At 68.3% G+C, this 20,499-nt stretch carries 22 protein-coding genes and 1 pseudogene; 10 read left to right on the forward strand and 13 right to left on the reverse strand.

Annotated features, from left to right (window positions below):
• Positions 1-368 precede the first annotated feature (368 nt).
• Complete coding sequence (gene argS, locus NK1_RS19655) at positions 369-2,135, forward strand: arginine--tRNA ligase (RefSeq protein WP_084461235.1); 1,767 nt, start codon at positions 369-371, stop codon at positions 2,133-2,135.
• A 115-nt stretch (positions 2,136-2,250) separates the two neighbouring features.
• On the opposite strand, the gene NK1_RS19660 is transcribed toward argS, so the two are convergent.
• From NK1_RS19660 to NK1_RS19670, 3 genes are all read right to left on the reverse strand, one after another.
• A complete protein-coding gene (locus NK1_RS19660) occupies positions 2,251-2,811 on the reverse strand; it encodes an NUDIX hydrolase (RefSeq protein WP_063010622.1) in 561 nt (186 codons plus the stop codon).
• A 50-nt stretch (positions 2,812-2,861) separates the two neighbouring features.
• The gene (locus NK1_RS19665; protein ID WP_245660679.1) at positions 2,862-3,899 is read right to left on the reverse strand and encodes an endonuclease/exonuclease/phosphatase family protein; all 1,038 of its coding nucleotides are present in this window, start codon (positions 3,897-3,899) and stop codon (positions 2,862-2,864) included.
• Positions 3,900-4,017: 118 nt separating this feature from the next.
• Positions 4,018-4,593, reverse strand: a complete 576-nt coding sequence (locus NK1_RS19670) for a TetR/AcrR family transcriptional regulator (RefSeq protein ID WP_245660693.1) — start codon at positions 4,591-4,593, stop codon at positions 4,018-4,020.
• Between the two features lie 163 nt (positions 4,594-4,756).
• On the opposite strand from NK1_RS19670, the gene NK1_RS19675 reads away from it, so the two are divergent.
• From NK1_RS19675 to NK1_RS19695, 5 genes and pseudogenes are all read left to right on the forward strand, one after another.
• Positions 4,757-5,491, forward strand: coding sequence for an SDR family oxidoreductase (locus NK1_RS19675; RefSeq protein WP_063010626.1), 735 nt, complete (start codon positions 4,757-4,759; stop codon positions 5,489-5,491).
• Between the two features lie 511 nt (positions 5,492-6,002).
• Positions 6,003-6,128, forward strand: a pseudogene (locus NK1_RS35805) (nuclear transport factor 2 family protein); the annotation flags it as partial.
• Positions 6,129-6,165: 37 nt separating this feature from the next.
• Positions 6,166-7,845, forward strand: coding sequence for a steroid-22-oyl-CoA synthetase (gene casI, locus NK1_RS19685; protein WP_245660681.1), 1,680 nt, complete (start codon positions 6,166-6,168; stop codon positions 7,843-7,845).
• Positions 7,846-7,977: 132 nt separating this feature from the next.
• Positions 7,978-8,592 carry a hypothetical protein gene (locus NK1_RS19690; RefSeq protein ID WP_063010632.1) on the forward strand — a complete coding sequence of 205 codons (615 nt, stop codon included), beginning with the start codon at positions 7,978-7,980 and terminating at the stop codon, positions 8,590-8,592.
• A 217-nt stretch (positions 8,593-8,809) separates the two neighbouring features.
• Positions 8,810-9,469, forward strand: a complete 660-nt coding sequence (locus NK1_RS19695; protein WP_063010634.1) for a GAP family protein — start codon at positions 8,810-8,812, stop codon at positions 9,467-9,469.
• A 14-nt stretch (positions 9,470-9,483) separates the two neighbouring features.
• Here the strand turns inward: NK1_RS19695 and NK1_RS19700 are convergent, their stop codons facing one another.
• Positions 9,484-9,708, reverse strand: coding sequence for a LapA family protein (locus tag NK1_RS19700; protein ID WP_063010636.1), 225 nt, complete (start codon positions 9,706-9,708; stop codon positions 9,484-9,486).
• A 12-nt stretch (positions 9,709-9,720) separates the two neighbouring features.
• A complete protein-coding gene (locus tag NK1_RS19705; protein ID WP_063010638.1) occupies positions 9,721-10,686 on the reverse strand; it encodes a DUF389 domain-containing protein in 966 nt (321 codons plus the stop codon).
• Between the two features lie 181 nt (positions 10,687-10,867).
• On the opposite strand from NK1_RS19705, the gene NK1_RS19710 reads away from it, so the two are divergent.
• The gene (locus NK1_RS19710; protein WP_084461237.1) at positions 10,868-12,763 is read left to right on the forward strand and encodes an alkyl/aryl-sulfatase; all 1,896 of its coding nucleotides are present in this window, start codon (positions 10,868-10,870) and stop codon (positions 12,761-12,763) included.
• A gap of 33 nt (positions 12,764-12,796) precedes the next feature.
• Here the strand turns inward: NK1_RS19710 and NK1_RS19715 are convergent, their stop codons facing one another.
• From NK1_RS19715 to NK1_RS19745, 8 genes are all read right to left on the reverse strand, one after another.
• Positions 12,797-14,263, reverse strand: a complete 1,467-nt coding sequence (locus tag NK1_RS19715; protein ID WP_063010640.1) for an FAD-dependent oxidoreductase — start codon at positions 14,261-14,263, stop codon at positions 12,797-12,799.
• A 38-nt stretch (positions 14,264-14,301) separates the two neighbouring features.
• Positions 14,302-14,457 (reverse strand): hypothetical protein, encoded by a 156-nt coding sequence (locus NK1_RS34625; RefSeq protein WP_157104354.1) that lies wholly within the window; start codon positions 14,455-14,457, stop codon positions 14,302-14,304.
• Between the two features lie 7 nt (positions 14,458-14,464).
• Complete coding sequence (locus NK1_RS19720; RefSeq protein WP_063010641.1) at positions 14,465-14,695, reverse strand: ferredoxin; 231 nt, start codon at positions 14,693-14,695, stop codon at positions 14,465-14,467.
• Positions 14,692-15,927 carry an NADH-ubiquinone oxidoreductase-F iron-sulfur binding region domain-containing protein gene (locus NK1_RS19725; protein ID WP_063906055.1) on the reverse strand — a complete coding sequence of 412 codons (1,236 nt, stop codon included), beginning with the start codon at positions 15,925-15,927 and terminating at the stop codon, positions 14,692-14,694. Before NK1_RS19725 ends, NK1_RS19720 begins: the two co-directional genes overlap by 4 nt.
• Positions 15,924-16,496, reverse strand: coding sequence for a ferric reductase-like transmembrane domain-containing protein (locus NK1_RS19730; protein ID WP_063010644.1), 573 nt, complete (start codon positions 16,494-16,496; stop codon positions 15,924-15,926). The genes NK1_RS19725 and NK1_RS19730 overlap by 4 nt, the downstream gene beginning before the upstream one ends.
• Positions 16,493-17,419, reverse strand: a complete 927-nt coding sequence (locus tag NK1_RS19735; RefSeq protein WP_063010646.1) for an FAD:protein FMN transferase — start codon at positions 17,417-17,419, stop codon at positions 16,493-16,495. The genes NK1_RS19730 and NK1_RS19735 overlap by 4 nt, the downstream gene beginning before the upstream one ends.
• Positions 17,416-17,673, reverse strand: a complete 258-nt coding sequence (locus tag NK1_RS19740; protein WP_157104355.1) for a hypothetical protein — start codon at positions 17,671-17,673, stop codon at positions 17,416-17,418. The genes NK1_RS19735 and NK1_RS19740 overlap by 4 nt, the downstream gene beginning before the upstream one ends.
• Positions 17,674-17,805: 132 nt before the next feature.
• Positions 17,806-18,744 (reverse strand): GlxA family transcriptional regulator, encoded by a 939-nt coding sequence (locus NK1_RS19745; RefSeq protein WP_063010650.1) that lies wholly within the window; start codon positions 18,742-18,744, stop codon positions 17,806-17,808.
• 201 nt (positions 18,745-18,945) lie between these two features.
• On the opposite strand from NK1_RS19745, the gene NK1_RS19750 reads away from it, so the two are divergent.
• Genes NK1_RS19750 through NK1_RS19760 form a run of 3 tightly spaced genes read left to right on the forward strand, consistent with a single transcriptional unit; the run spans position 18,946 to position 20,446 of the window.
• Positions 18,946-19,638, forward strand: a complete 693-nt coding sequence (locus NK1_RS19750) for a DJ-1/PfpI family protein (protein ID WP_063010652.1) — start codon at positions 18,946-18,948, stop codon at positions 19,636-19,638.
• 44 nt (positions 19,639-19,682) lie between these two features.
• The gene (locus NK1_RS19755; RefSeq protein WP_063010654.1) at positions 19,683-20,000 is read left to right on the forward strand and encodes a hypothetical protein; all 318 of its coding nucleotides are present in this window, start codon (positions 19,683-19,685) and stop codon (positions 19,998-20,000) included.
• Positions 19,997-20,446: a hypothetical protein gene (locus tag NK1_RS19760; RefSeq protein WP_063010656.1), complete on the forward strand. Its 450-nt coding sequence runs from the start codon at positions 19,997-19,999 to the stop codon at positions 20,444-20,446. Before NK1_RS19755 ends, NK1_RS19760 begins: the two co-directional genes overlap by 4 nt.
• Positions 20,447-20,499: the final 53 nt, after the last annotated feature.

Consider the following 20,499-nt stretch of genomic DNA (forward strand, 5'->3'; position numbering starts at 1 on the left):
AGAGCAACGCACCCAGCCATATCTGGGCTGAATTGGCGTCCGGCCGCAGACTGGGCCGACACCCAACCGGGGCGCGGCTACATTCGTCACCGTGCGACCTTCGGTCTGGCTGACATCAGCCGTGCCGTTGTCTGTTGTGCGAGCGCGGCTGGTAAGAACTTCCTCAGGTACGACGATGGAGCGCACCTGCGGTCGACACTTGCACGGGGGATGGGCGAACTCATGGCCGAAGGATTCGTCAGGGACATCGACGGCACACACATCCGCAAACCGACGGATCGACCGCAAGATAGCTGAGATGCCAACAGGCATGCTCCTTGCCGGCCTGGGATACTGGCTCATCCCGACTATTCAGGAGGATTCTTCCCGTGGCCCAAACCGGGGTTCTGCCGTTGATCGACCTTGTCGCTGATGCCGTGTCTCGTACGGTCAGCGTGGTCCGACCCGCTGCGGCAGGCGCAGACCCGGTAGTCCGACGATCCGCACACGCCGATTTCCAATCCAACGTTGCTCTTTCTCTGGCCAAACGGTTGAAGGTCAAGCCGGTCGAACTGGCGACTGAATTCGCCGAGAACCTGGAATCGGTTGGAGCGCCGGTCGTTTCGGTGGAGCTGTCCGGCCCTGGTTTTCTGAATATCGGGGTTTCCGATAGGGCGGTGTGGCAGCAGGTCGCGGCACGACTGGCCGATGACCGCCTCGGAGTCGCTGCGTCGGAGGGCGGATGCCGGACGGTCGTCGACTACTCGGCGCCCAACATCGCCAAGGAGATGCACGTAGGGCATCTGCGGACGACGATCATCGGCGACAGCTTGGCCCGCCTGCTGGAGTTCCTGGGGGCGGAGGTGGTTCGTCAGAATCACTTGGGGGACTGGGGAACTCAGTTCGGGATGCTGATCCAATACCTGGACGAGCACCCGGATGCGCGCTGGCGCCGTGAAGATCTCGCTGAGCGGGACGGTTCGTCGGTGTCCGCGTTGGACGCGTTGTACAAGGCGGCGCGTAAGGAGTTCGATGCCGACTCGGCGTTCGCGGACAGGTCGCGGGCGCGGGTGGTGGCATTGCAGGCCGGTGATCCGGCGACGCTGGCTCGGTGGCGCGAGATCGTCTCGGAGTCGGAACAAGCCTTCGCCGATATTTACCGTCGGCTCGGGGTGTTGCTGACTGCCGAGGATTCGGTGGGGGAATCGTTCTACAACTCGATGCTGGTGGACACCGTCGACGAGCTGGTCGGCAAGGGGATCGCGGTCGAGAGTGATGGCGCGCTGGTCGTTTTCTCCGAGGAAGTGAACGGTCCCGACGGCCGGCCGGTGCCATTGATGGTGCGAAAAAGGGACGGTGGATACGGTTACGACACAACCGATCTCGCTACGATCCGCTACCGGATCAGCGAGTTGGGGGCGCAACGGCTGCTGTATGTGACCGACTCCCGCCAAGCCCTGCACTTCCAACTGATCTTCGAAACCGCGAGGCGCGCAGGCTGGCTCACCGAGAAGGTCGACGCGGAACACATCGCCTATGGCACGGTCCTCGGTCCCGACGGCAGGCCGTTCAAGACCCGCGCCGGTGGAACCGTGCGATTGATGGACCTGCTCGACGACGCTTTCACGAAGGCCCGTGAAGTTGTCGCTGACAAAGACCCCGACCTGGCCCCGGCAGAGCTGGACAAGATCGCCGAACAGGCCGGGATCGGTGCGGTCAAGTATGCCGATCTGTCGACTTCGCGGGTCAAGGACTACACCTTCGACCTCGACCGCATGATCGCATTCAACGGAAACACGTCCGTGTATCTGCAATACGCGCACACGCGGATTCGTTCGATCCTGCGCAAGGCGGGCGAGTCCACACCGATCGTCGATGTCGATGTGGTGCTGGAACCGGCCGAACGTGCACTCGCTTTGGAACTCGATGCCTATAGCTCGACCGTTCGTGAGGTCGCCGAAACACTCGAACCACACCGATTGTGTGGCTACCTCTACGAGCTGGCGCGCGACTTCACCACCTTTTACGACAACTGCCCGGTCCTGAGTGCGGCCGAACCTCTGCGGGGTAATCGCCTGGCGTTGTGTCGACTCACGGCGGCCACCCTGTCGCACGGGCTCGGACTACTGGGAATCGCTGCGCCCGAAAGGATGTAGACCGCAATCGAAGAGAACTGACGCCGCGACGTGGAGCAACGCACCGAGCCTCATCTGGGCTGAATTGGCATCCGGCCGCAGACCGGGCCGACGCCGAGCCGGTGTCGCGGCGGCGCTACCCGGACAGCGCGGTGCGCAGTTTGGTGAGGAATCGGCTTATGTGCGGGTCGGATTCGGGGATGGTGGCGCGATCGATCTCCCACCATCGGCCGCCGGCGAATTCTCGTGGGTCGAGGGTGAAGGGGTGGTCGCGGTGGCCGCGAATCACGTACCAGAGGGAGACGTCGCGGTGGGGGTGAGTGCCGACGGTTCGGGTGCTGGTGAGGAACAGGGGGCGTTCGCCGACGACGGTGAAATCGGCGTCCGTTCCGAGTTCTTCGGCGGCCTCTCGTCGGGCGGTGTGCAGAGGGTCTTCCCCCGGATCCACGTGACCGCCCATGGGTAGGTGTAGTCCGGACTTGCGGTGGGCGCCGAGCAGTACCGCGCGGGCATCCGGATCGACGACCACCACATACGACACCAGGTGTTGTGGCGGTGTGGCCGGGGGTTCTCGCCGGAAGATGTCGTCGGTGCCGGCGAGCCACGACAATGTCTGCCGGATGTGCTTCTGCTCCAGGGTATCCAGCGGGGTGATCGCTGCGACGATGTCCGCGACGACCGCGGTGGCGGGGTGCATGGGCCGACGATAGCGGCGGGTACCGACAATCGAGCCGGGCTACTCGGGCGCTATCGCGAGTGGGTGAGGCGCAGGTGCGCGATCAGCGCCTTGTGATCGGCGCCGGGCAGGCGGATCGTGTCGACGGTGTCCGCGTGGCCGTCGGCGACCAGGATGTGGTCGATGCCGACCAGCGGTGGCCAGCGTTTATCGGTGGGGTAGGTGACGAGGTGGCCGGCGCCCTCCTGCTCGGCGGCGTCGTGGAACCGGTCCGAGAGCATCGCCCGGAATTGGGCATGGTCGAAGGTCGCGTTGAAATCGCCGCCGACGATCACCGGCCGATCCGCGGGCGAGCGGTCGAGAATGGTTCGTAGCCGGGACAATTCGTCGGCCCACAGATGTGTTCCGGAGATCGGGGGCACCGGATGGAAGGCATAGACGCCGACCGGCCCGACCTCCGGGACGGTGGCGGTCGCGGAGAGCTGGTTCAGGACGAATCCGTCGTATTCGACAGTGTCCGAGAGGGGATAGGCGCTCCAGATCCCGGTCCCGGTGGCGGTCCGCCCGGGCGACAGATATCGATGCGGCAGCAACCGGTCCAGGCCGACGTCCTCGAGGGCGTGCACCGCGGCCGGAGTCAGTTCCTCGACGGTCAGGATGCCGACCTTGCGTTCGCGGACCTGCTCGATCAGCGCCTGCGGATCGGCGCCGTCGAAGAGCAGATTGGCCTGCATCACCGTCAGCGGCGTGCCGTGATCGCCGGGGGAGCGGCCGACATACAGTGGAGCCTGCGTCCAGATCGCCACGCCCACAACGGCAATGGCCACCGCGACCCCGGCCCACCGCTTCGCGGCGGCGAACAACGCCACCCCGAGCAGCGCGGCACACATCAGATACGGCGCACCCGACGCGGCCAGAATCAGCCACCGGGACTCGGTTCGATTGAAGTGCAGTGCCACACCGGCGGCGCCTACCAGGGTCGCGACCACCGCAAATGATTCGAGCGCGATCCGCCCCCACGCCGCCTTCACGCTCCCGACCCCCGCAGCCCGGATCCGGTGATCGCCCGCCGCGCGGCCTCGTTCGTCGGCGGCGTATCCCGCAGCCACGACGCCGGGAGGCAAGGCCGTCCGGCCGTTGTCCGGATCCGGTGCGCGCACGGCTCGGGCGGGGGAAACGGCACGGCACTCCCATCGATCGATCGGCTCGCGGATGTGGTGAGTGTATTCAGTCCTCTCGGGCGGGTTTTCGGCCGTCCGACGGTGCGGCCGTGCCGTACAGAACGTTGGTGACCAGGCTGGTGGCGAAGTGCTCGCCGAGGGGCAGGTTCGGCAGCAGCAGGCGGTGGTAGCAGGCGCCCCACAGTTGATCCACGACGATCTCCGGATCGATGTCGGCACGCAGTTGGCCCCGCTGCTGTGCGCGGCGCATGGCCTCCACGGCCAGCCGGCGGCGCGGTCCCGAATAGCGTTCGAGCAGGGCGGCGGACAGTTCCGGATCGGTCTGGGCCTGGCCGACGAGTTCGGCGATCACTCGCCCGGCGCGCGTGTGGGTGAGGACGTGGACGAACGAGCGGAGCTGGGCGGTCAGGTCGGCCTCGATATCGCCGGTGTCCGGAAAGGTGAGCGCGGATTCGACGGCATGGAAGTATCCGTCGAGCGCGAGCGCGCCCTTCGACGGCCACCACTTGTACAGCGTCGTCTTGCTGACACCGGCCTTCTCCGCGACCGCCTCGATGGTGAACGCGCCCATCCCCGACTCGAGGAGCAGCGTGCCGGCGGCGTCGAGCGCTTCGGCGCGCACTTCGGCGGCCGGACGGCGGCCCCGGCCTCGTCGCTTCCGTCCCGCCTCGTCCTGTTCGGGCATTCTCGACCTCCGTTTTCGAACTTCTCCAGCGTGACATATGGACGCAGCGTTCACAATCTGATTATATGGACTAGTAGTTCATAAATCCGAGGGAGGCATCATGGCTGAACACACGCGCGTCGCACTGGTGACGGGAGCCTCGGGCGGCATCGGTCGCGCCGTCGCCCGGCGTCTCGCGGCCGAGGGAATGGCCGTCGGCGTCCACTACGCCGGAAACAAGACCGCGGCCGACGAACTCGTGGCCGAACTCGAAGGGCGCGGCGGCCGAGCCCTGGCGGTGGGCGGCGATGTGGCCGACGAACACGCGATGGCCGCTGCGTTCGACGCGGTGGAGGCCGGCTTCGGTGGGATCGATGTCGTCGTCAACACGGCCGGGATCATGACGCTGGGGCCGATCGCCGACTTCGATCTCGAGGCGTTGGATCGCATGCACCGCACCAACATTCGCGGCACCTTCGTCGTCGCGCAGCAAGCCGCGCGGCGGGTGCGTTCGGGCGGCGCCGTCATCACGTTCTCCACCTCCGTGACCCGCCTGGCGCCTCCTGGATACGCCGCCTACGCGGCGAGCAAAGGTGCGGTCGAGGCGATGACTCTGATCCTGGCCCGCGAGCTGCGGGGGCGCGACATCACCGTGAACGCGGTCGCCCCCGGCCCCACGGCCACGCCCCTGTTCCTCGACGGCAAGGATCAGGAGGCCGTCGACCGACTCGCCGCGCAGTCCCCGCTGGAACGGCTCGGCACACCCGACGACATCGCCGAAGCGGTCGCCTTCCTGGCCGGTCCGGGCCGCTGGATCAACGGACAGGTGCTCTTCGCCAACGGCGCCATCGCCTGACCGCCCACCCAGCGGGAGTATTCGGCCGAATCGTCCGGAGAGTGGTCACACTCTTGCCATTCTGAGCGGATATCTCGCCGGAGCGGACCGGCGCCGCGCACGCACTCGATGCCGTCCTGGTGGACCGGCTGCGGCACTGTCTGCGGGTGGTGGCGGTACGCGGCTCGGCGGGGCCACCGCGGTGCTGATCCAGGACCGGGGAACCTGCCGGGAGCTGTCGGACGTGCTGAATTCCGCTGTGGTGCAGGAATTTCCGGAATCGCGCCGGGGCGCGGGCGGGCCGTGGGTGGGGATGGGGGAGCGGCTGCCGGCGTACGCCGCCGCCACGTCGTGGGAGCAGGCGCTGCGGGCGTTGCGTTTCGCCTCCTCGACCTGGCACGGGCGCCGGGTCGTCGCCTACGAGCGCCTCGGGTCCCTGGCCCTGCTCGGCGAGCTGCCCGGATTCGGATTTCGTCGCGAGCCGCAGCAATATCCTCGAATACGCCCTCGACCGATTGGTCGTCGACGATCACCCGTCGACGCGGAGGGCCGGATCGCCGGTGAGGACTCCTATCACTCCGGACCGGTGGAGATCCGCAAACTGAGGTTCGACGAATTGCCCGGCGAATACGTCGAACTCGTGCACTCGAAGGCGTGAGAACGGCCAGACTCGGCTGATGGAAGGCGATACCGAAATGACCGAACTAACCCCTGCGGCCGCGGATGTGCGCCGGGCGAATGTCGCGACCCTGCTGCTCGACCGGCTCGGTGACGAGCGGCTCGGACTGCGCACCCGTGATCGGGATTGGACCTGGGACGCGGTGGTCCGGGAATCGGCCGCCCGTGCGGATCTGGCGCACTCGCTGCGTCGTGACGGGCCCTTCCATATCGGGATCCTGCTGGACAATGTTCCCGACTTCGTCTTCTGGCTGGGGGCGGCGGCCTTGGCGGGGGCCACGGTCGCCGGCCTGAACCCCACTCGCGGCGACGCTCAGCTGGCGGCGGACATCCGGTATGTCGACTGCCAGCTGATCGTCACCGACGCGGCCGGGATGGCGCGCCTGCGCGACCTGGATCTCGACCTTCCCGAGGACCGGTATCTGCTGGTCGACGACCCCGGTTACGCCGCGCTCGTCGATTCCCATCGAGTCGAACCGGCGGCCGCGGGCGGCGGCCCGGACGCGCTGATGCTGTTGCTGTTCACCTCCGGCACCACCGGAACCTCGAAAGCGGTGAAATGCAGTCAGCGCCGCCTTGCGATGATCGCGTACGCGGCGCGGGACAAATACGGTCATGTGCGCGACGATGTCGACTATTGCTGTATGCCGCTGTTCCACGGCAATGCCATCATGGCGTTGTGGGCGCCGGCGCTGACGGTCGGCGCGACGGTGTGCCTGACACCGAAATTCTCTGCCTCCCAATTCCTTCCGGACATCCGCTATTTCGGTGCGACCTTCTTCACCTATGTCGGCAAGGCGCTGGGATATCTGCTCGCCACCCCCGAAACACCGGGCGACGGTGACAACGCCCTGGTGCGCGGTTTCGGCACCGAGGCCTCGGTGGCCGATCAGGCCGAATTCCGGCGCCGCTTCGGCGCCGAATTGTTCGAGGGCTACGGTTCCAGCGAGGGCGCGACCCTGGCGGCGCTGGATCCGAATGCCCCGCCCGCGGCCCTCGGCCGTCCCGCCCACGCCGGTGTCGCGGTGGTGAATCCGGATACGCTGCGCGAATGTGTGCGTGCCGAACTCGACGAATTCGGCCGGGTCCGCAATCCCGACGACGCGATCGGCGAGATGATCGACAAGGCCGGCGCGCTGGCCTTCGAGGGCTATTACAAGAACGACGCCGCCGATGCCGAACGCATTCGCAACGGCTGGTACTGGACCGGAGACCTCGGCTACATCGATACCGAGGGTTTCCTGTATTTCGCGGGCCGCAAGGGAGATTGGATTCGCGTCGACGGGGAGAACACCTCCGCCCTGATGATCGAACAGGTTCTGCGCCGCCACCCCGCGGTCATCGCCGCGGCCGCGTTCGGCGTCCCCGACCCGCGATCCGGTGACCAGGTGATGGCCGCGGTGGAGGTCGCCGACCCGGAGTCGTTCGATGTGCGCGAATTCGCCGAATTCCTCACCGCACAAAGGGATCTCGGGACCAAGGGGACGCCGCGACTGCTTCGGGTGTCGGCGAATCTGCCGGTCACCGGCTCCAACAAGGTGCTCAAACGCCAACTCCAGGAGCAGGCGTGGCGCACCGACGAGGCCGTCTATCGCTGGATCGGACGCGGCAAACCCGAATACGAACCCATGACGGCGGCGGACAAGAAGGCATGGGAGGCCGAATTCGCGACCTACGGCCGGGAGCGCCTGCTGTAACCGCACAGCACCGGCGGCCGGCCCGCGGTCGCCGCAATGGCCTCGCGCATTCCCCGTCCTGACGGTAACTGGGCGGTTACTGTGAAACCGCGGCACCGTCGCACATGCGGTTCACGGTCGGAAGGGGTCGGGATGAACGGCATCGTGGTTGCGCTCGTGGGAGCTCTGCTGTGCTTCTACGGAATCAGGTCGGTTCACCTGGGGATCCTCGCGATCGGCTTCGGCCTCGGCTGGATGATCGCGGATCTGTTCACCCCGTCGTTCCTGTGGCTGCTGCTGTTCGGCGCGATCGGCGCGCTCGCCTCGTGGGTGGTGACATCGCTGATCTTCCGTTTCGCGGCCTTTGTCATCGGCGGGTTGACCGGCGCCATGGTCGGCGCCAAATTGGCGGCGGTGCTGCAACCAGGAGACAAGAACTGGGCGCTCAGCATGATCGTGATCCTGGCGGTCGCCGTAGCCGGCGGGTTCCTCGCCGACCGCTTCCGGGCCCGCGCACTGCTGTGGCTGACCTCGATCGGCGGTGCGAGCATGATGCTGAGCGGCATCGGTCGGATGAACGATCACCTGTCGTTCCTGCGGGCGCCGGATTCCACGTGGCAGCAGATCTTCTCGGCGCTGGCCTGGATCGCGCTCTCGGCGGCGGGCTGGATCGTGCAACGCCATCTGTTCGCCGAGAAACTCGGTATCGACCATCTCGCCGGACGGGACAAGCACAACGGCGGCGGCGCCGTCGCCACCGGGCACTGATACCGGCATCCCGCCGTCACGTCATCCGATTCGGGTGAGGTGGGCGGGGCTCACCTGCGGCACAGTCGTCACCGCACCCCTGCTCGGAAGGAGTCGGAGATGACAACCTCGTCGCAGTACCGCGCGCCGGTCCACAGCCACCCCGTGCGGCAGGGTTTCGCCGCGGGGACCTCGATCGGCGCCGGCGCCACCTGGCGCCCGCAGATGTGACGCGGACATGGGTGCTGTCCTCGGTGATCTGCTGCCCCTGGCGGTCGGCGTCGCGATCTCACCGATACCGATCGTGGCTGCCATCCTGATCATCCTCTCGGCGAACGCCGCCCGCGCCGGAACCGGCTTCGCCATCGGCTGGGTGCTCGGAATCGTCGTCGTCACAACGATTTTCGTGGTGCTGTCCGGAACGTTGTCGGATTCGCAGGACGAGCATTCGTCGACGGTGACCGCGTGGATCAAGATCGTGCTGGGCGTCGTGCTGCTGGGATTGGCCGCGATGCAGTGGCGGTCGCGCTCCGACACCGGCGTACCCGGGTGGATGCGCGCGATCGACACGTTGAGCGCGGTGGGTGCGGTTGGCCTGGGCGCGCTGCTCTCGGCGGTGAATCCGAAGAATCTGCTGCTCTGCGTCTCAGCCGGGGTGGCCATCGGAACGAGTGGGATCGGCGGCGGCTCGCAGGTGATCGCCGTGCTGGTGTTCACGGTGATCGCGGCCGCCAGTGTGCTGGTGGTGGTGATCGGATATCTGGTGGCCGCCGAACGGCTGCGGGGACCGCTCGACCGCGCCCGGCGGTGGTTACAGGCGAACAACCACGTCGTGATGGCGATCGTGCTGCTGGTGATGGGCGCCGTCGTCCTGGGAAAGGGAATCGGCGGACTGTGACCGGTCCCCGGCGGTCAGCGCCGGGCGCGCCGGGTGAACAGGCCCACGATCCAGCCGACGACGAACATGATCAGCAGTATCAGCCACAGCGGCGACCGGATGGTCACGGTGAGGATGTTGATGTCGACGCGATGATGATTCTGCGCGACGAAGATGACGGCCAGAACCGCCAGCACGATCGCCACCCACTGCCGCGGCGAGATGCGGGACAGCAGGGAAGGTTTAGCGGCCCGATCCATATCGTCCTCCTGTTACTCGTTGGTGACACGATTGCCGACGGTGTGCACGACGACGACGGCCGGATCCCACGGGACCAGATCGTCGACCGCCCGCTGTAGGTCGGCGAGCGGGGGGAGTTGCTGAGGCCCCAGCACCGATACCGTCGCGGTCTCGCTGTGCACTGTGACGTCGGTGATTTCGGCGCCCGGTGTCTCGCGCAGCCAGGTGCGCGCCGCATCGGCGATCTGCCCGGCCCACAGTGTCGACAGCGAATTCACCGTCATGGGGACCGCGACCACGACGAGCGCCACGGCGAGTGCGAGGTAGGCCCGGCCGCGCCGTGCGGTGGTTGCTTCCTCGCGTCCGTAACCGGCGATGATCAGCACGACGGTCGTGGTGATGATCATCGCCAGCACATTCGAGGCGAACAACACGAACGCCCCCAGCGCCAATGACGGTGCGCCCGAACCCAAACAGACGCCGACGACGCCGAGCGGGGGGACCAGCGAGATCGCGATGGCCACGCCCGGCAGCACATCGCCGACATCGCGGCGGGTGACGGCGACGGCAGCGACCAAGCCGGTGGCCAACGCCGCCGTCAAGTCCATCAGTTTCGGTGAGGTCCGCCCCTGCACCTGCGAATTCGACAGAACGTTGATCGGATTGGGTAACAGCTGGGCGAACAGATAGCCGAGCAATACGACCGCAACCACCCCGGCGACGACCAGCACGGCACTGTGGGCGATGAGTTTCGCGCGACCGGTCACGATGCCGAACCCGATGCCGAGGATCGGCACGGACAGCGGCGCCACGATCATCGCGCCGATGACGGTTGCCGTGGAGTCACCGACAACCCCGGATATGGCGATGACGGCGGACAATACGAGCATCGTCCAGAACGCGGAACGCTTGGCGGGCGCGTCGCCGACCGACAGATCGAGGCGGTCGGTGAGCTCGTCCAGCGAGCGCCGCTGGGTGGCCGGAAGCAACTGGTGCACGACCCGTGGTCCTTCCCTGCGGTGGCAGCCGTCGAGCCGATGATCTCGGGTGCGGGCCGTGCGGGCTTCACCCGTAGCAGGTGACCTTCACCCGTCTCGGGTGAGGTGGCTTCCCGACAGCGCTGGAAGTGTCGCGGGTGAGTCGACACAACCAGCCTTCGTGCAGATTGGGGTGCGTGCTATGACCGGCCAGGGCGACGTTTCCGGGAGTGTGCGGACACAGAACGAGGAGGCGACCCGAGCCCTGCCCTTCGGGGACGATCAGGATTTCGCGGATGCGCGGCGCGGATTCATCGCGGCGCTGGAACCCGGCGTGGTCGAGAATGCGGCCGGCGATGTGGTGTGGGACAGCGACGGTTACGCCTTCCTCGACGCGGAATGCCCGCCCACTGTGCATCCCAGCCTGTGGCGACAGTCGAAACTGTGTGCCATCCAAGGCTTGTTCGAGGTGACCGAGGGGATCTATCAGATTCGCGGGCTCGATCTGTCGAATATGACCGTGGTCGAGGGCGATACCGGCGTGATCGTGATCGATCCGCTGATCTCCCGGGAAACCGCCGCCGCGGGTCTCGCGCTGTATCGCACGCATCGCGGTGACCGGCCGGTGACCGGGGTGATCTATTCGCATTCGCATATCGATCATTTCGGTGGAGTCAAAGGCGTGACCACGCCGGAGGATGTCGCGGCGGGCCGCTGCCCGATTCTCGCGCCCGCGGGATTCGTCGAACATGCCGTCGAGGAGAACGTCTACGCCGGCACCGCCATGGCCCGCCGCGCCGCCTACATGTACGGCGCCGCCCTGGGGCGGGGGCCGAAGGGCGCGGTCGGTGCCGGATTGGGGCCGACGACCTCGACCGGAACCCCGACCCTGATCACACCCACGACCGACATCACCCACACCGGCCAGACGGAGATCGTCGACGGTGTGCGCATCGAATTCCAGCTGACTCCGGGCACCGAGGCGCCGTCGGAGATGAATTTCTATTTTCCCGACCGGCGCGCACTGTGTATGGCGGAGAACGCGACGCACACCTTGCACAATCTGCTCACATTGCGCGGCGCCCTGGTGCGCGACCCGCATGTGTGGTCGAAATATCTCACCGAATCGATCAATCGTTATGCCGCACAGGCGGATGTGCTGTTCGCCTCGCATCACTGGCCGACGTGGGGAACCGATGAGCTCACGGAATTCCTTGCGCTGCAACGCGATCTGTACGGCTACTTGCACGACCAGACCTTGCGCGCGCTGAACAAGGGCGCCGTCGGCATCGAAATCGCCGAAAGCATCGAACTGCCACCCGCTCTCGCCGCGGCCTGGCACACGCACGGCTATTACGGATCGGTCAGCCACAATGTGAAGGCGATCTATCAGCGCTACATGGGCTGGTTCGAGGGGAACCCGGCCACCCTGTGGGAGCATCCGCCCACCGAATCGGCGAAGCGGCACGTCGAGTTCATGGGCGGCGCCGAGCAGGTGCTGCAGAAGGCGCGCGACTCGTTCGCCGCCGGCGATTTCCGTTGGGTTGCACAGGTTCTCAATTACGTGATATTCGCCGACCCCGGCAATCGCGAGGCGCGGGCACTGCAGGCCGACACCTTCGAACAACTCGGCTACGGTTCGGAGAACGGCACCTGGCGCAACTTCTTCCTGATGGGCGCCTACGAATTGCGCAACGGATCGGTCGGCACTCCGACCGCCACGGACGCACCCGATATCGCCGCCGCGCTCACGGTGGAACAGCTCTTCGACGCCATCGCGCTGCGGATCGACGGTCCCAAGGCCTGGTCGGCCGACATCACCATCGACTGGACGATCTCCGACCTGGATGTCGTGCATCGCACCCAGCTTCGCCACGGCGTTCTCGTCCACTACGACGTGAGCGCCGATATGCCCGCTCCGGACGTCACGTTCACCCTGTCCGACGCCGATCTGCACGCCGCGCTGCTCGGCGCGAAGGATATGCAGCAGTTGGTCGCCGACGGCGCGGTCACCGTCGACGGCGATGTGTCGAAGTTGATCGAACTGGTCGGCTACCTCGACGCGCCCGACCCCGACTTCGCGATCGTGACGCCTTAGCGGGCGTCGGCGACCGCTGCTGTCACCGGCCGGTTACAACTGGTCCAGATCGCGAGTAGCCGGTCCCTCCAACAGTTTTCCGTCGTGGGTGAAGCGCGAGCCGTGCAGCGGGCAATCCCACGAACGCTCGGCGTCGTTCCAGTTCAGAATGCCGTACAGGTGTGGGCAGACCGGCGACACGGCCGAGGTGGTGCCGTCGACTGTGCAGACCCCGACGGGGCGGATGCCGCGACGTTCCACCCGGCCCTCGCCCTCGGCGGGGGTGCCACCGCCGCCGAATGCCGCGCTCAGCCAGCCGGTCGTCAGATGCCGCGCGACTTGGATATTCAGCGACGCGGCCTTCGCCAGCCCGGTCACCTCACTGCCGCGCCAGGTGCGATATGCCTGCGCCCACGGCTGATGGCCGCCGAGCGCGGTGCCGGCCAGCGCGAGACCCGCCGCCACCGCGTTGGTCATTCCCCATTTCGCGTAACCGGTCGCGACGAGGATGTGATCGCTGCCCGGAAGCAGCGGCCCGGCGTAGGGCAGTTGGTCGATGGCCGAATAGTCCTGGGCCGACCAGCGGTGGGTCAGTTCGGCATCGGGGAAGTGCGTGCGCGTCCAGTTGTACATGTCGGCGACGTGGGCCATCGCCGATCGGGTACGGCCCACCACATGCCCGCTGCCACCGACGAGCAGCAGATCCTCGCCGCCGTGCGGGGCGTACCGCAGTGACCGCGTGGGCTGGTCGGCGGACAGGTACATGTCGTGCGGGAATTCGCCGGGCACCCGGAACGCGGCCGCGTAGGAGCGGTGGGGCTCGAGCCGCGCGAAGTATCCGCCGCGATCGAGAATCGGTGTGCCGGTGGCCAACACCACGGTCTTCGCGCGGATATCGCCGCGGTCGGTCGACACGGTATCGCCGTGGACGGCGCGGACGCGGGTGTGTTCGAAGATCGTGGCGCCGTGGCGGCAGGCCTGCAGCGTCAGCCCCTCGAGGACGTCCATCGGGTCGAACTGCGCCTGCTCGGCCAGGCGCACGGCGCCGTAGGTGTGGAACGGCAGCGCGGTCTCCTCGGACCACGCGACGTCGAGCCCGGCCTGCTCACAGGCGCGAAATTCCTTGCGCACCAAGTCGGTTCCGTCCTCGGTGCCGGCGTAGGTGATCGCGTCCGCGTGCTGGGTGGCGATGTCGTTCTCGGCGCAGAACCGCAGCAGCCATTGCTGGCCCTCCAGGTTCGCGTCGACGTATTTGCGCACCGTGCTCGCCGAATGCTTCGCGGTGATCGCCGAGAGGTGCGTGCCCTGCAGCAAGCTGAGCTTGCCGGTGGTGTTGCCGGTCGTGACCGCGCCGATCGTGCGGGCCTCGAGCACCGCGACCGTGCGCCCGGCGCGGGCGAAGAGAAGGGCGGTCACCAGGCCGGTGAGCCCGGCGCCGACGACGACGCAGTCGTACTCCCCGCCCGGTTCCGGGGTCACCGGGACCGAGACGGGTGCTCGATCGAGCCACAGAGATGTCACCGGACCAGCCTCCTGTCGTTGCGCGTGTTTCCGCCTCGTCACCGCAGGTTGCCCTCTTTGTCCGGCGGCTCCGTCCGGCCCGACCGGTGGTTGTGGATCGTGCGGTACAGCAGTACCGCGGCGACCAGGACGATCAAGCCGACGATCACCAGTAGCTCCATACCGGAGCCCTTACCCGGGATGGGCGCCTTCAACCCCCTGTCATCGGATCCGCCGCAGCGACAGCGCCAGGCGCGGGCACAGGCTCACCGCATCCCGGGCGGCGGGGGCCGCATCGCTGTCGAGGACCGGGTCCCGGTGGTCGCGGGTGAGCGGGAAGCCCCAGTCGTCGCGGGCGATGGCATGGGGGAGCAGTTCGCTGCACAGGCCACGGCCGTCGCAGCGGGTCCAGTCGATGTGCAGGCGCCAGGCGGGGCGGTCGGATGCGGTCACCGGGCGGCTTCCTGGGAACGGGCACGGCAGCAACCGTGCCGGTGGTGGTCGATGTCCCCGGCGAAGACGGCCAGGGCGGAACGCGCCAGCCGCGCGGTCCCGTCGGGGTGGTGGCAGGCGCCGCGGCCGTCGACCAGATCGGCGATGCGGGCGATGTCCTGCGCCCGCGTGGGCCCGCCCGCCGCCAGGTCGTCGAGGGTGCGTGCCAGCCGCGGTAGGCCGTTGCGGCACGGACCGCATTGTCCGGCGCTCTGGGCGGCGAGGTAGGCGGTGATGTCGGCGGTGACCCGCAGCCCGCACTCGTCGTGGCGGAGTACGCGTATGACGCCGGCGCCGGGCGTCGCGTGCCAGTGGCGCAATGTTTTCCGGGACAACGCCGCGCCGGGAAGGGCTGTCCCGGGCAGCCAGGCGCCGTGGTATCCGCCGACGAGAACCGCTTGGACCTCGGCCGGATCGGTGCGTCCGAACCGTTGGATCACCTCGGTCAGGCCGGTGCCGAGTGGTATCTCGACGACACCGGCGACGTCGGTTCCGGACAGGGTGACCAGCATGGTGCCGGGTTCGTCGCGGGTTCCGGCGGCGCGGAACCAGGACGGCCCGAATCGGGCCAGCAGCGCCAGATGTGCGAGGGTCTCCACGTTCTGCACCAGTGCCGGGCGGCCGTTCAGCCCGGAGCGGGAGGTGCTGACCGGCTTGTCCCGCGGGATCGGCGCGCGACCGGCCAGTCGCTCGAGGACCGCGCTCTTCTCCCCGGCCAGGAAGGTGTCGGCGGAGGGCGTGAGATCCACTCGCCGCGCGTCGTAGCCCGTGGACTGCCGCTCGGCGAGGGCGTGCCGAATCGGGTCGAGCAGCCGTTGCGGGGCGTACAGATGGCAACGCCCCGCCCCCACGGCGGCGGCTGCCACGGACAGGCCGTCGAGTACGAGATGCGGTGCGCGCCAGAGTAATACGGCATCCTTGTCGCTGTCGGGTTCGCCCTCGGCGCCGTTGGCGACCACGATCGCGCGCCGTCCGTCGGCCACGGCGGCGAGCTTGCGCGCCACCGGGAAACCCGCGCCTCCGCGACCGGTGAGACCCGCGGCCGACACCACGTCGATGAACTCGCGTCCGACGGCGCGCGCGGGGCCGTATCGCGCCACGTGTGCGGAGAGTTCGGGTCCGGTGGCCGCCAGCAGCCGGTCGGAGTCCGTCGGGGCGGATGGAGTCGTGGGGTTTCCGGTCAGTGTCGTCATTGCCGGCTCCTCTCGGGAACTGTGCTGAATTCGGTGAAACCGCGGCTGAACCGCCAGACGCCGGCGGTGGCGACGGCGACGATGCACGCGCCGATGAGGGTGAGCATCCAGACCCGGTCGACGTCACTTCCCGACCCGAGCGTGTGGATCAGAGCCACCGGCCACAGGGCGTAGACCGACCAGTGCACCACGCGAAAGAGGCGGGGGCCCAGGCGATGTCGCAGCAGGGCGGTGATCACGACCACCGCCAGCAGGTCGACGGCCAGGGTGCCGAAACCCACCCACAGCGGCCGATAGCCGCCGGTGAACGGCACCACGACAGTCAGCAGCCGCAATTGGGCGTACGGATCGAAGAGCAGGGTCAGCACATGCAGGACGACGAACGCCGTCGCCGCCAGTGCCGCGCCGCGGTGGAATTCGGCCAGCCCCGCGCGGGGGAGCAGGACGGCCCGCCCGGAGCGGGCGGCGATTCCGGCGACGGCCGCGACGGTCAGCAGGATCAGTGCCGTGATGCCGCTGCCCCGGCCGAACGCCCACAGTGCCTGGTCGAACGCGGAACTGCTCATCATCGAATTCCTTCCGGCTGGTCGGGCCAGCTGCCGAGTGTGAGCACCCGCCCGTCCCGATCGACGAGCCGGGCCGGGAGCCCGGCGGACCGCAGCCACGGCAGTGCCGCCCGGCCGCGCACCACGGCGGCGGTGGCGGCGGCATTGGCCGCGAGGCAGGATTCGGCGGCCACCGACACCGTGCGCCAGACCGGCTCCGCGGCGCATCCGGTGCGGGGGTCGAGAATGTGGTGCAGCGGGCGTCCCCCGCGAATCCAGCGGCGCCGCACCGTACTCGAGGTGGCGATCGCCGCGCCCGCGGGCAACCGGACGAGGGTGGCGGGCTGGGTCGCGCCGTCCTGGACGAGGACCTGCCAGTGCCCGCCGGGTGCGGGTCCGGCGGTGGCGATGTCGCCGCCGAGGCTCACCAGTACACCGCAGCCGAGTTCATCGGCGACCGTGCGCGCACACCGGTCGGCGGCCAGGGCCTTTGCCGTCGCGCCGAAGTCGAGTCGCATACCGGCGGGCAGCGTCACCGCGCGCGGGGACCGGATCACCTGCGACCAGTCGGGGCGCGGGGTGACGCGCAGCGCGACGACCGCCGGTCCGGTGGTGATCTGCGTGAAATCGCGGTCGTAGCCGAGGTTTTCGAGGTCGGCGCCGATCGTGGGATCGACGTCGCCGTCGGTGTCGCGGGCGACGGTCAGGGCCGCGTCGAGATATTCGTCGAACAACGCGCTGACCGTGACCGGACGGCCGGGTGTCAGCGCGCTGATCTCGGAATCGGCGCGAAACCGGTTGCAGGCGTGGTCGACTCGATCCAGGTGGGCGTCGACGAGGCGGCGCGCGTCGGCCAGCGCGGCCGGGTCGGTGACGACGATGCGCGCGGTGGTGCTCCACAGCTCCCATTCGGCTGCGGCGGTCTCCGCCGCGGGTGCCGAGGTCACGAGCCGCTCGAGCGTGCGTGTGCGGTGCCCTGGCCGGGGCTCAGCTGGGGCACGCTGCCCGAGGTGCCGGACGACTGATCGGTGTTGCCGGTGTTGTTGCTGCCGCTGTTGTCGGTGATGGTGCCGGTCGTCGCGGCGGGCTGGTTGTCGGCGTACGCGACGACCGCCGCCGTCGTGGTGCCGACGGCGCCGACGGCCACGAGTATCCCCGCCGCGGTCCGGCCCAGGCGGCGGTTCGGATGTGACGTTCCCATATCGGTCACCTGCTCGTTCGGTGCTGCGCCGACGCGTATCGGCGATCTCTGAAAGGCCAGCATGCGCACCGAGGCTGGGTGCCGGCTGTGCGTCGGCGATGAGTTGCCGAGGCGGCGACCGTGAACTGAAGATCAGCTGAAATTGCGGCGATAGCTGTGCGGGCTGACGCCGGTGGTGCGTTTGAAGCGCTCGCGGAAGGTGGTGGGCGAGCCGAAGCCGACCTGGGCGCCGATGCGTTCGACGGAATGCGCGGTGGATTCCAGCAGATGCTGGGCGCGGCGGATGCGGGCGCGATGCAGCCACTGCAGCGGCGTGGTGCCGGTGTGCTCGCGGAAGCGGCGGATGAGGGTGCGGGTACTGACGCCGGCGCGGGCGGCGATCTCGTCGAGGGACAGGTCGGCCGCGAGGTTGGTTTCCAGCCAGTTCAGCAGCGGCTCGAGATCGGAGCCACGGGGCGTGGGCGCGAAGCCGTGGACGATGAATTGTGCTTGTCCGCCTTCGCGTTCCAGCGGCATCACCGAGAGCCGGGCGGTGTCGGCGGCCACCGCGGAACCGTAGTCGCGGCGGATCATGTGCAGGCACAGGTCCAGCGCCGCGGCGGCACCGGCCGAGGTGAGGATCTGGCCGTTGTCGACATAGAGCACATCCGGGTCGACGTCGACGGCCGGATACGCGGCAGCCAGCTCGGCGGCGGCGATCCAGTGTGTGGTGGCGCGCAGGCCGTCGAGCAGTCCGGTGGCGGCCAGCGGAAACGTGCCCGTGCAGATGGAGGCGATGCGTGTTCCGTTCGCGGCGGCGGTGCACAGCGCATCGCGGACGGCCGGTGAAATCGGCGCGGTCGGGTCGGCGGTCCCGGGCACCATGATGGTGTCGGCGTCCGCGAGTCCGGCCAGTCCCCAGGGCGCGCGCAGGAGGAATGCTCCGGAGTCGACCTCCGATTGTTCGGCGCAGACCCGGACGTGATAGCCGGGGCGGCCGTCGGGCAGCCGCGTCCGGCTGAAGGCCTCGATCGGGGCGGCGAGGTCGAACGAGACCACTCCGTCCAGGGCGAGAACGGCGACGGTGTGCATGGCTGGAACATACCCCGTCGCCAGTTGTGACATCCGCCATTGCGCGCCGGATAGTGATCTGTTCCTCCAGGTCACAGCCACTTCTCTGAGCTATGTCATTTTCCCGTCGAAACATGTCGAAAATGCCACTGGGATCTGCGGGAGTGCCCGCATACCGTCGGGCCGTGCCCGGGCCGGCCGGGTGGATGCGAAGGGATTCCCATGCATGCTCAGATCGTCCTGTTCGACGGGTTCGATCCGCTCGACGTCATCGCCCCGTACGAGGTGCTCTATGCCGGCGGAACCGCATCCGAGGGAGCCGTGAGCGTCGAACTGGTCTCGGCGGAAGGGCCGCGAGTTGTGGTGAGCGGCACCGGCGGGCTGGAGTTGCGCGCCACCGCGGCACTCGATCCGGCGCGACCCGGTGTGGTGCTGATCCCCGGCGCCTCGGGCCGTATCGGCGAGCCGGGGGAGGTGCCGGACCAGGATGCCGGGTCCGCCGGCGAGTGGCGCCGCGACGAATTCATCCCGGTTCTCCTCGGCCGCACGCTGACCACCGGCCTGCCCGGCCTGCTCCGCGCGGCGATGGACAACCCGCGGATCACGGTGGCCGGCGTCTGCGGTGGGTCGCTGATTCTCGCCATGGCGGGATTGCTGGAGGGGCGCCCGGCGACCACTCATCACCTGGGACTGGATCTGCTCGATGCCACAGGCGTGCAGGCCGTGGACGCGCGTGTGGTCGACGACGGCGATCTCGTCACCGGCGCGGGCGTCACCTCCGGTCTCGACCTCGGTCTGTATCTGCTCGAACGCGAGGTCGGGCCACGCATCGCCCATGCGGTCGAGCGGCTGTTCGCGCACGAACGCCGCGGCACCGTCTGGCGCCGCCAGGGACCCGCGCCCGCCACCGTCTGACCCGACCTGCTCGATCCACGACACATCAGAGGAGTAACTTCGTCATGTCCGCCGCAGGCATGTGGGATCTGTCCATCTCCACCCCGATCGGCAGGATTGCCGTCGAACTCGAGCTCCATCGCGAGGACGGTACTCTCGTCGGCACGGCAAGCGGTGCGGGCGAACGGGTTTCGCTTCGCGACATCGTGCTCGACGGTGATCGGCTCACCTGGAATCAGGCCGTCACGTCACCGATGCGATTGAATCTCGCCTTCGCGGTCACCGTGGCGGGTGACGCTCTCACCGGCACCGCCAAGGCCGGCCGCCTGCCCGCGTCGAAGGTCACCGGCGTGCGCCGTGGCGGAGCGGAGCGCGTCCGGTGACGAAAGTGCTGCTGTCGCTGCATGTTCTGGCCGCGGTGATCGCGATCGGACCGGTTGCCGTCGCCGCCAGCATGTTTCCCCCGGCCCTGCGCCGGGCCGCGGAAACGACCGAATCGAGCGCGAATCTGCATGTCCTGCACCGTATTTGCCGAGTGTATGCCGTCGTGGGCCTCGCGGTCCCGATCTTCGGGCTGGCCACCGGCGCCGCGCTGGGCGTACTCGGGACCGGATGGTTGATCACATCGATCGCCCTCACCGCCGCGGCCGCGGCGATCCTGGCCACGATGATCCTGCCCGACCAGCGCGCCGCCCTCACATCCCTCGCCCCCGGCCGCGTCGAGGCCACGGCCGCGCGCCTGGCCATGTCGGCCGGCATCTTCAACCTGCTGTGGGCGACCGTCGCGGTGCTGATGGTGGTGCGCCCAGGATCGACCACCGGCGCCTGAACCCTCGGCGTGTCCGGTCGCGACACGACGAGGATTCCGCCGGGTCGGTGCAT

Source organism: Nocardia kruczakiae NBRC 101016 (genome assembly GCF_001612965.1).
Lineage (GTDB): Bacteria > Actinomycetota > Actinomycetes > Mycobacteriales > Mycobacteriaceae > Nocardia > Nocardia kruczakiae.

What these genes read in the sequence shown, in the direction of transcription:
- NK1_RS19755 (WP_063010654.1), top strand. Translation starts at nt 19,683, where the DNA reads ATGTCCGCCGCAGGCATGTGGGATCTGTCCATCTCCACCCCGATCGGC.
- NK1_RS19710 (WP_084461237.1), top strand. Translation starts at nt 10,868, where the DNA reads ATGACCGGCCAGGGCGACGTTTCCGGGAGTGTGCGGACACAGAACGAG.
- NK1_RS19660 (WP_063010622.1), bottom strand. Translation starts at nt 2,811, where the DNA reads ATGCACCCCGCCACCGCGGTCGTCGCGGACATCGTCGCAGCGATCACC.
- NK1_RS19725 (WP_063906055.1), bottom strand. Translation starts at nt 15,927, where the DNA reads ATGACGACACTGACCGGAAACCCCACGACTCCATCCGCCCCGACGGAC.
- casI (WP_245660681.1), top strand. Translation starts at nt 6,166, where the DNA reads ATGACCGAACTAACCCCTGCGGCCGCGGATGTGCGCCGGGCGAATGTC.
- NK1_RS19750 (WP_063010652.1), top strand. Translation starts at nt 18,946, where the DNA reads ATGCATGCTCAGATCGTCCTGTTCGACGGGTTCGATCCGCTCGACGTC.
- NK1_RS19745 (WP_063010650.1), bottom strand. Translation starts at nt 18,744, where the DNA reads ATGCACACCGTCGCCGTTCTCGCCCTGGACGGAGTGGTCTCGTTCGAC.
- NK1_RS19740 (WP_157104355.1), bottom strand. Translation starts at nt 17,673, where the DNA reads ATGGGAACGTCACATCCGAACCGCCGCCTGGGCCGGACCGCGGCGGGG.
- NK1_RS19690 (WP_063010632.1), top strand. Translation starts at nt 7,978, where the DNA reads ATGAACGGCATCGTGGTTGCGCTCGTGGGAGCTCTGCTGTGCTTCTAC.
- NK1_RS19695 (WP_063010634.1), top strand. Translation starts at nt 8,810, where the DNA reads ATGGGTGCTGTCCTCGGTGATCTGCTGCCCCTGGCGGTCGGCGTCGCG.
- NK1_RS19675 (WP_063010626.1), top strand. Translation starts at nt 4,757, where the DNA reads ATGGCTGAACACACGCGCGTCGCACTGGTGACGGGAGCCTCGGGCGGC.
- NK1_RS19700 (WP_063010636.1), bottom strand. Translation starts at nt 9,708, where the DNA reads ATGGATCGGGCCGCTAAACCTTCCCTGCTGTCCCGCATCTCGCCGCGG.
- NK1_RS19730 (WP_063010644.1), bottom strand. Translation starts at nt 16,496, where the DNA reads ATGATGAGCAGTTCCGCGTTCGACCAGGCACTGTGGGCGTTCGGCCGG.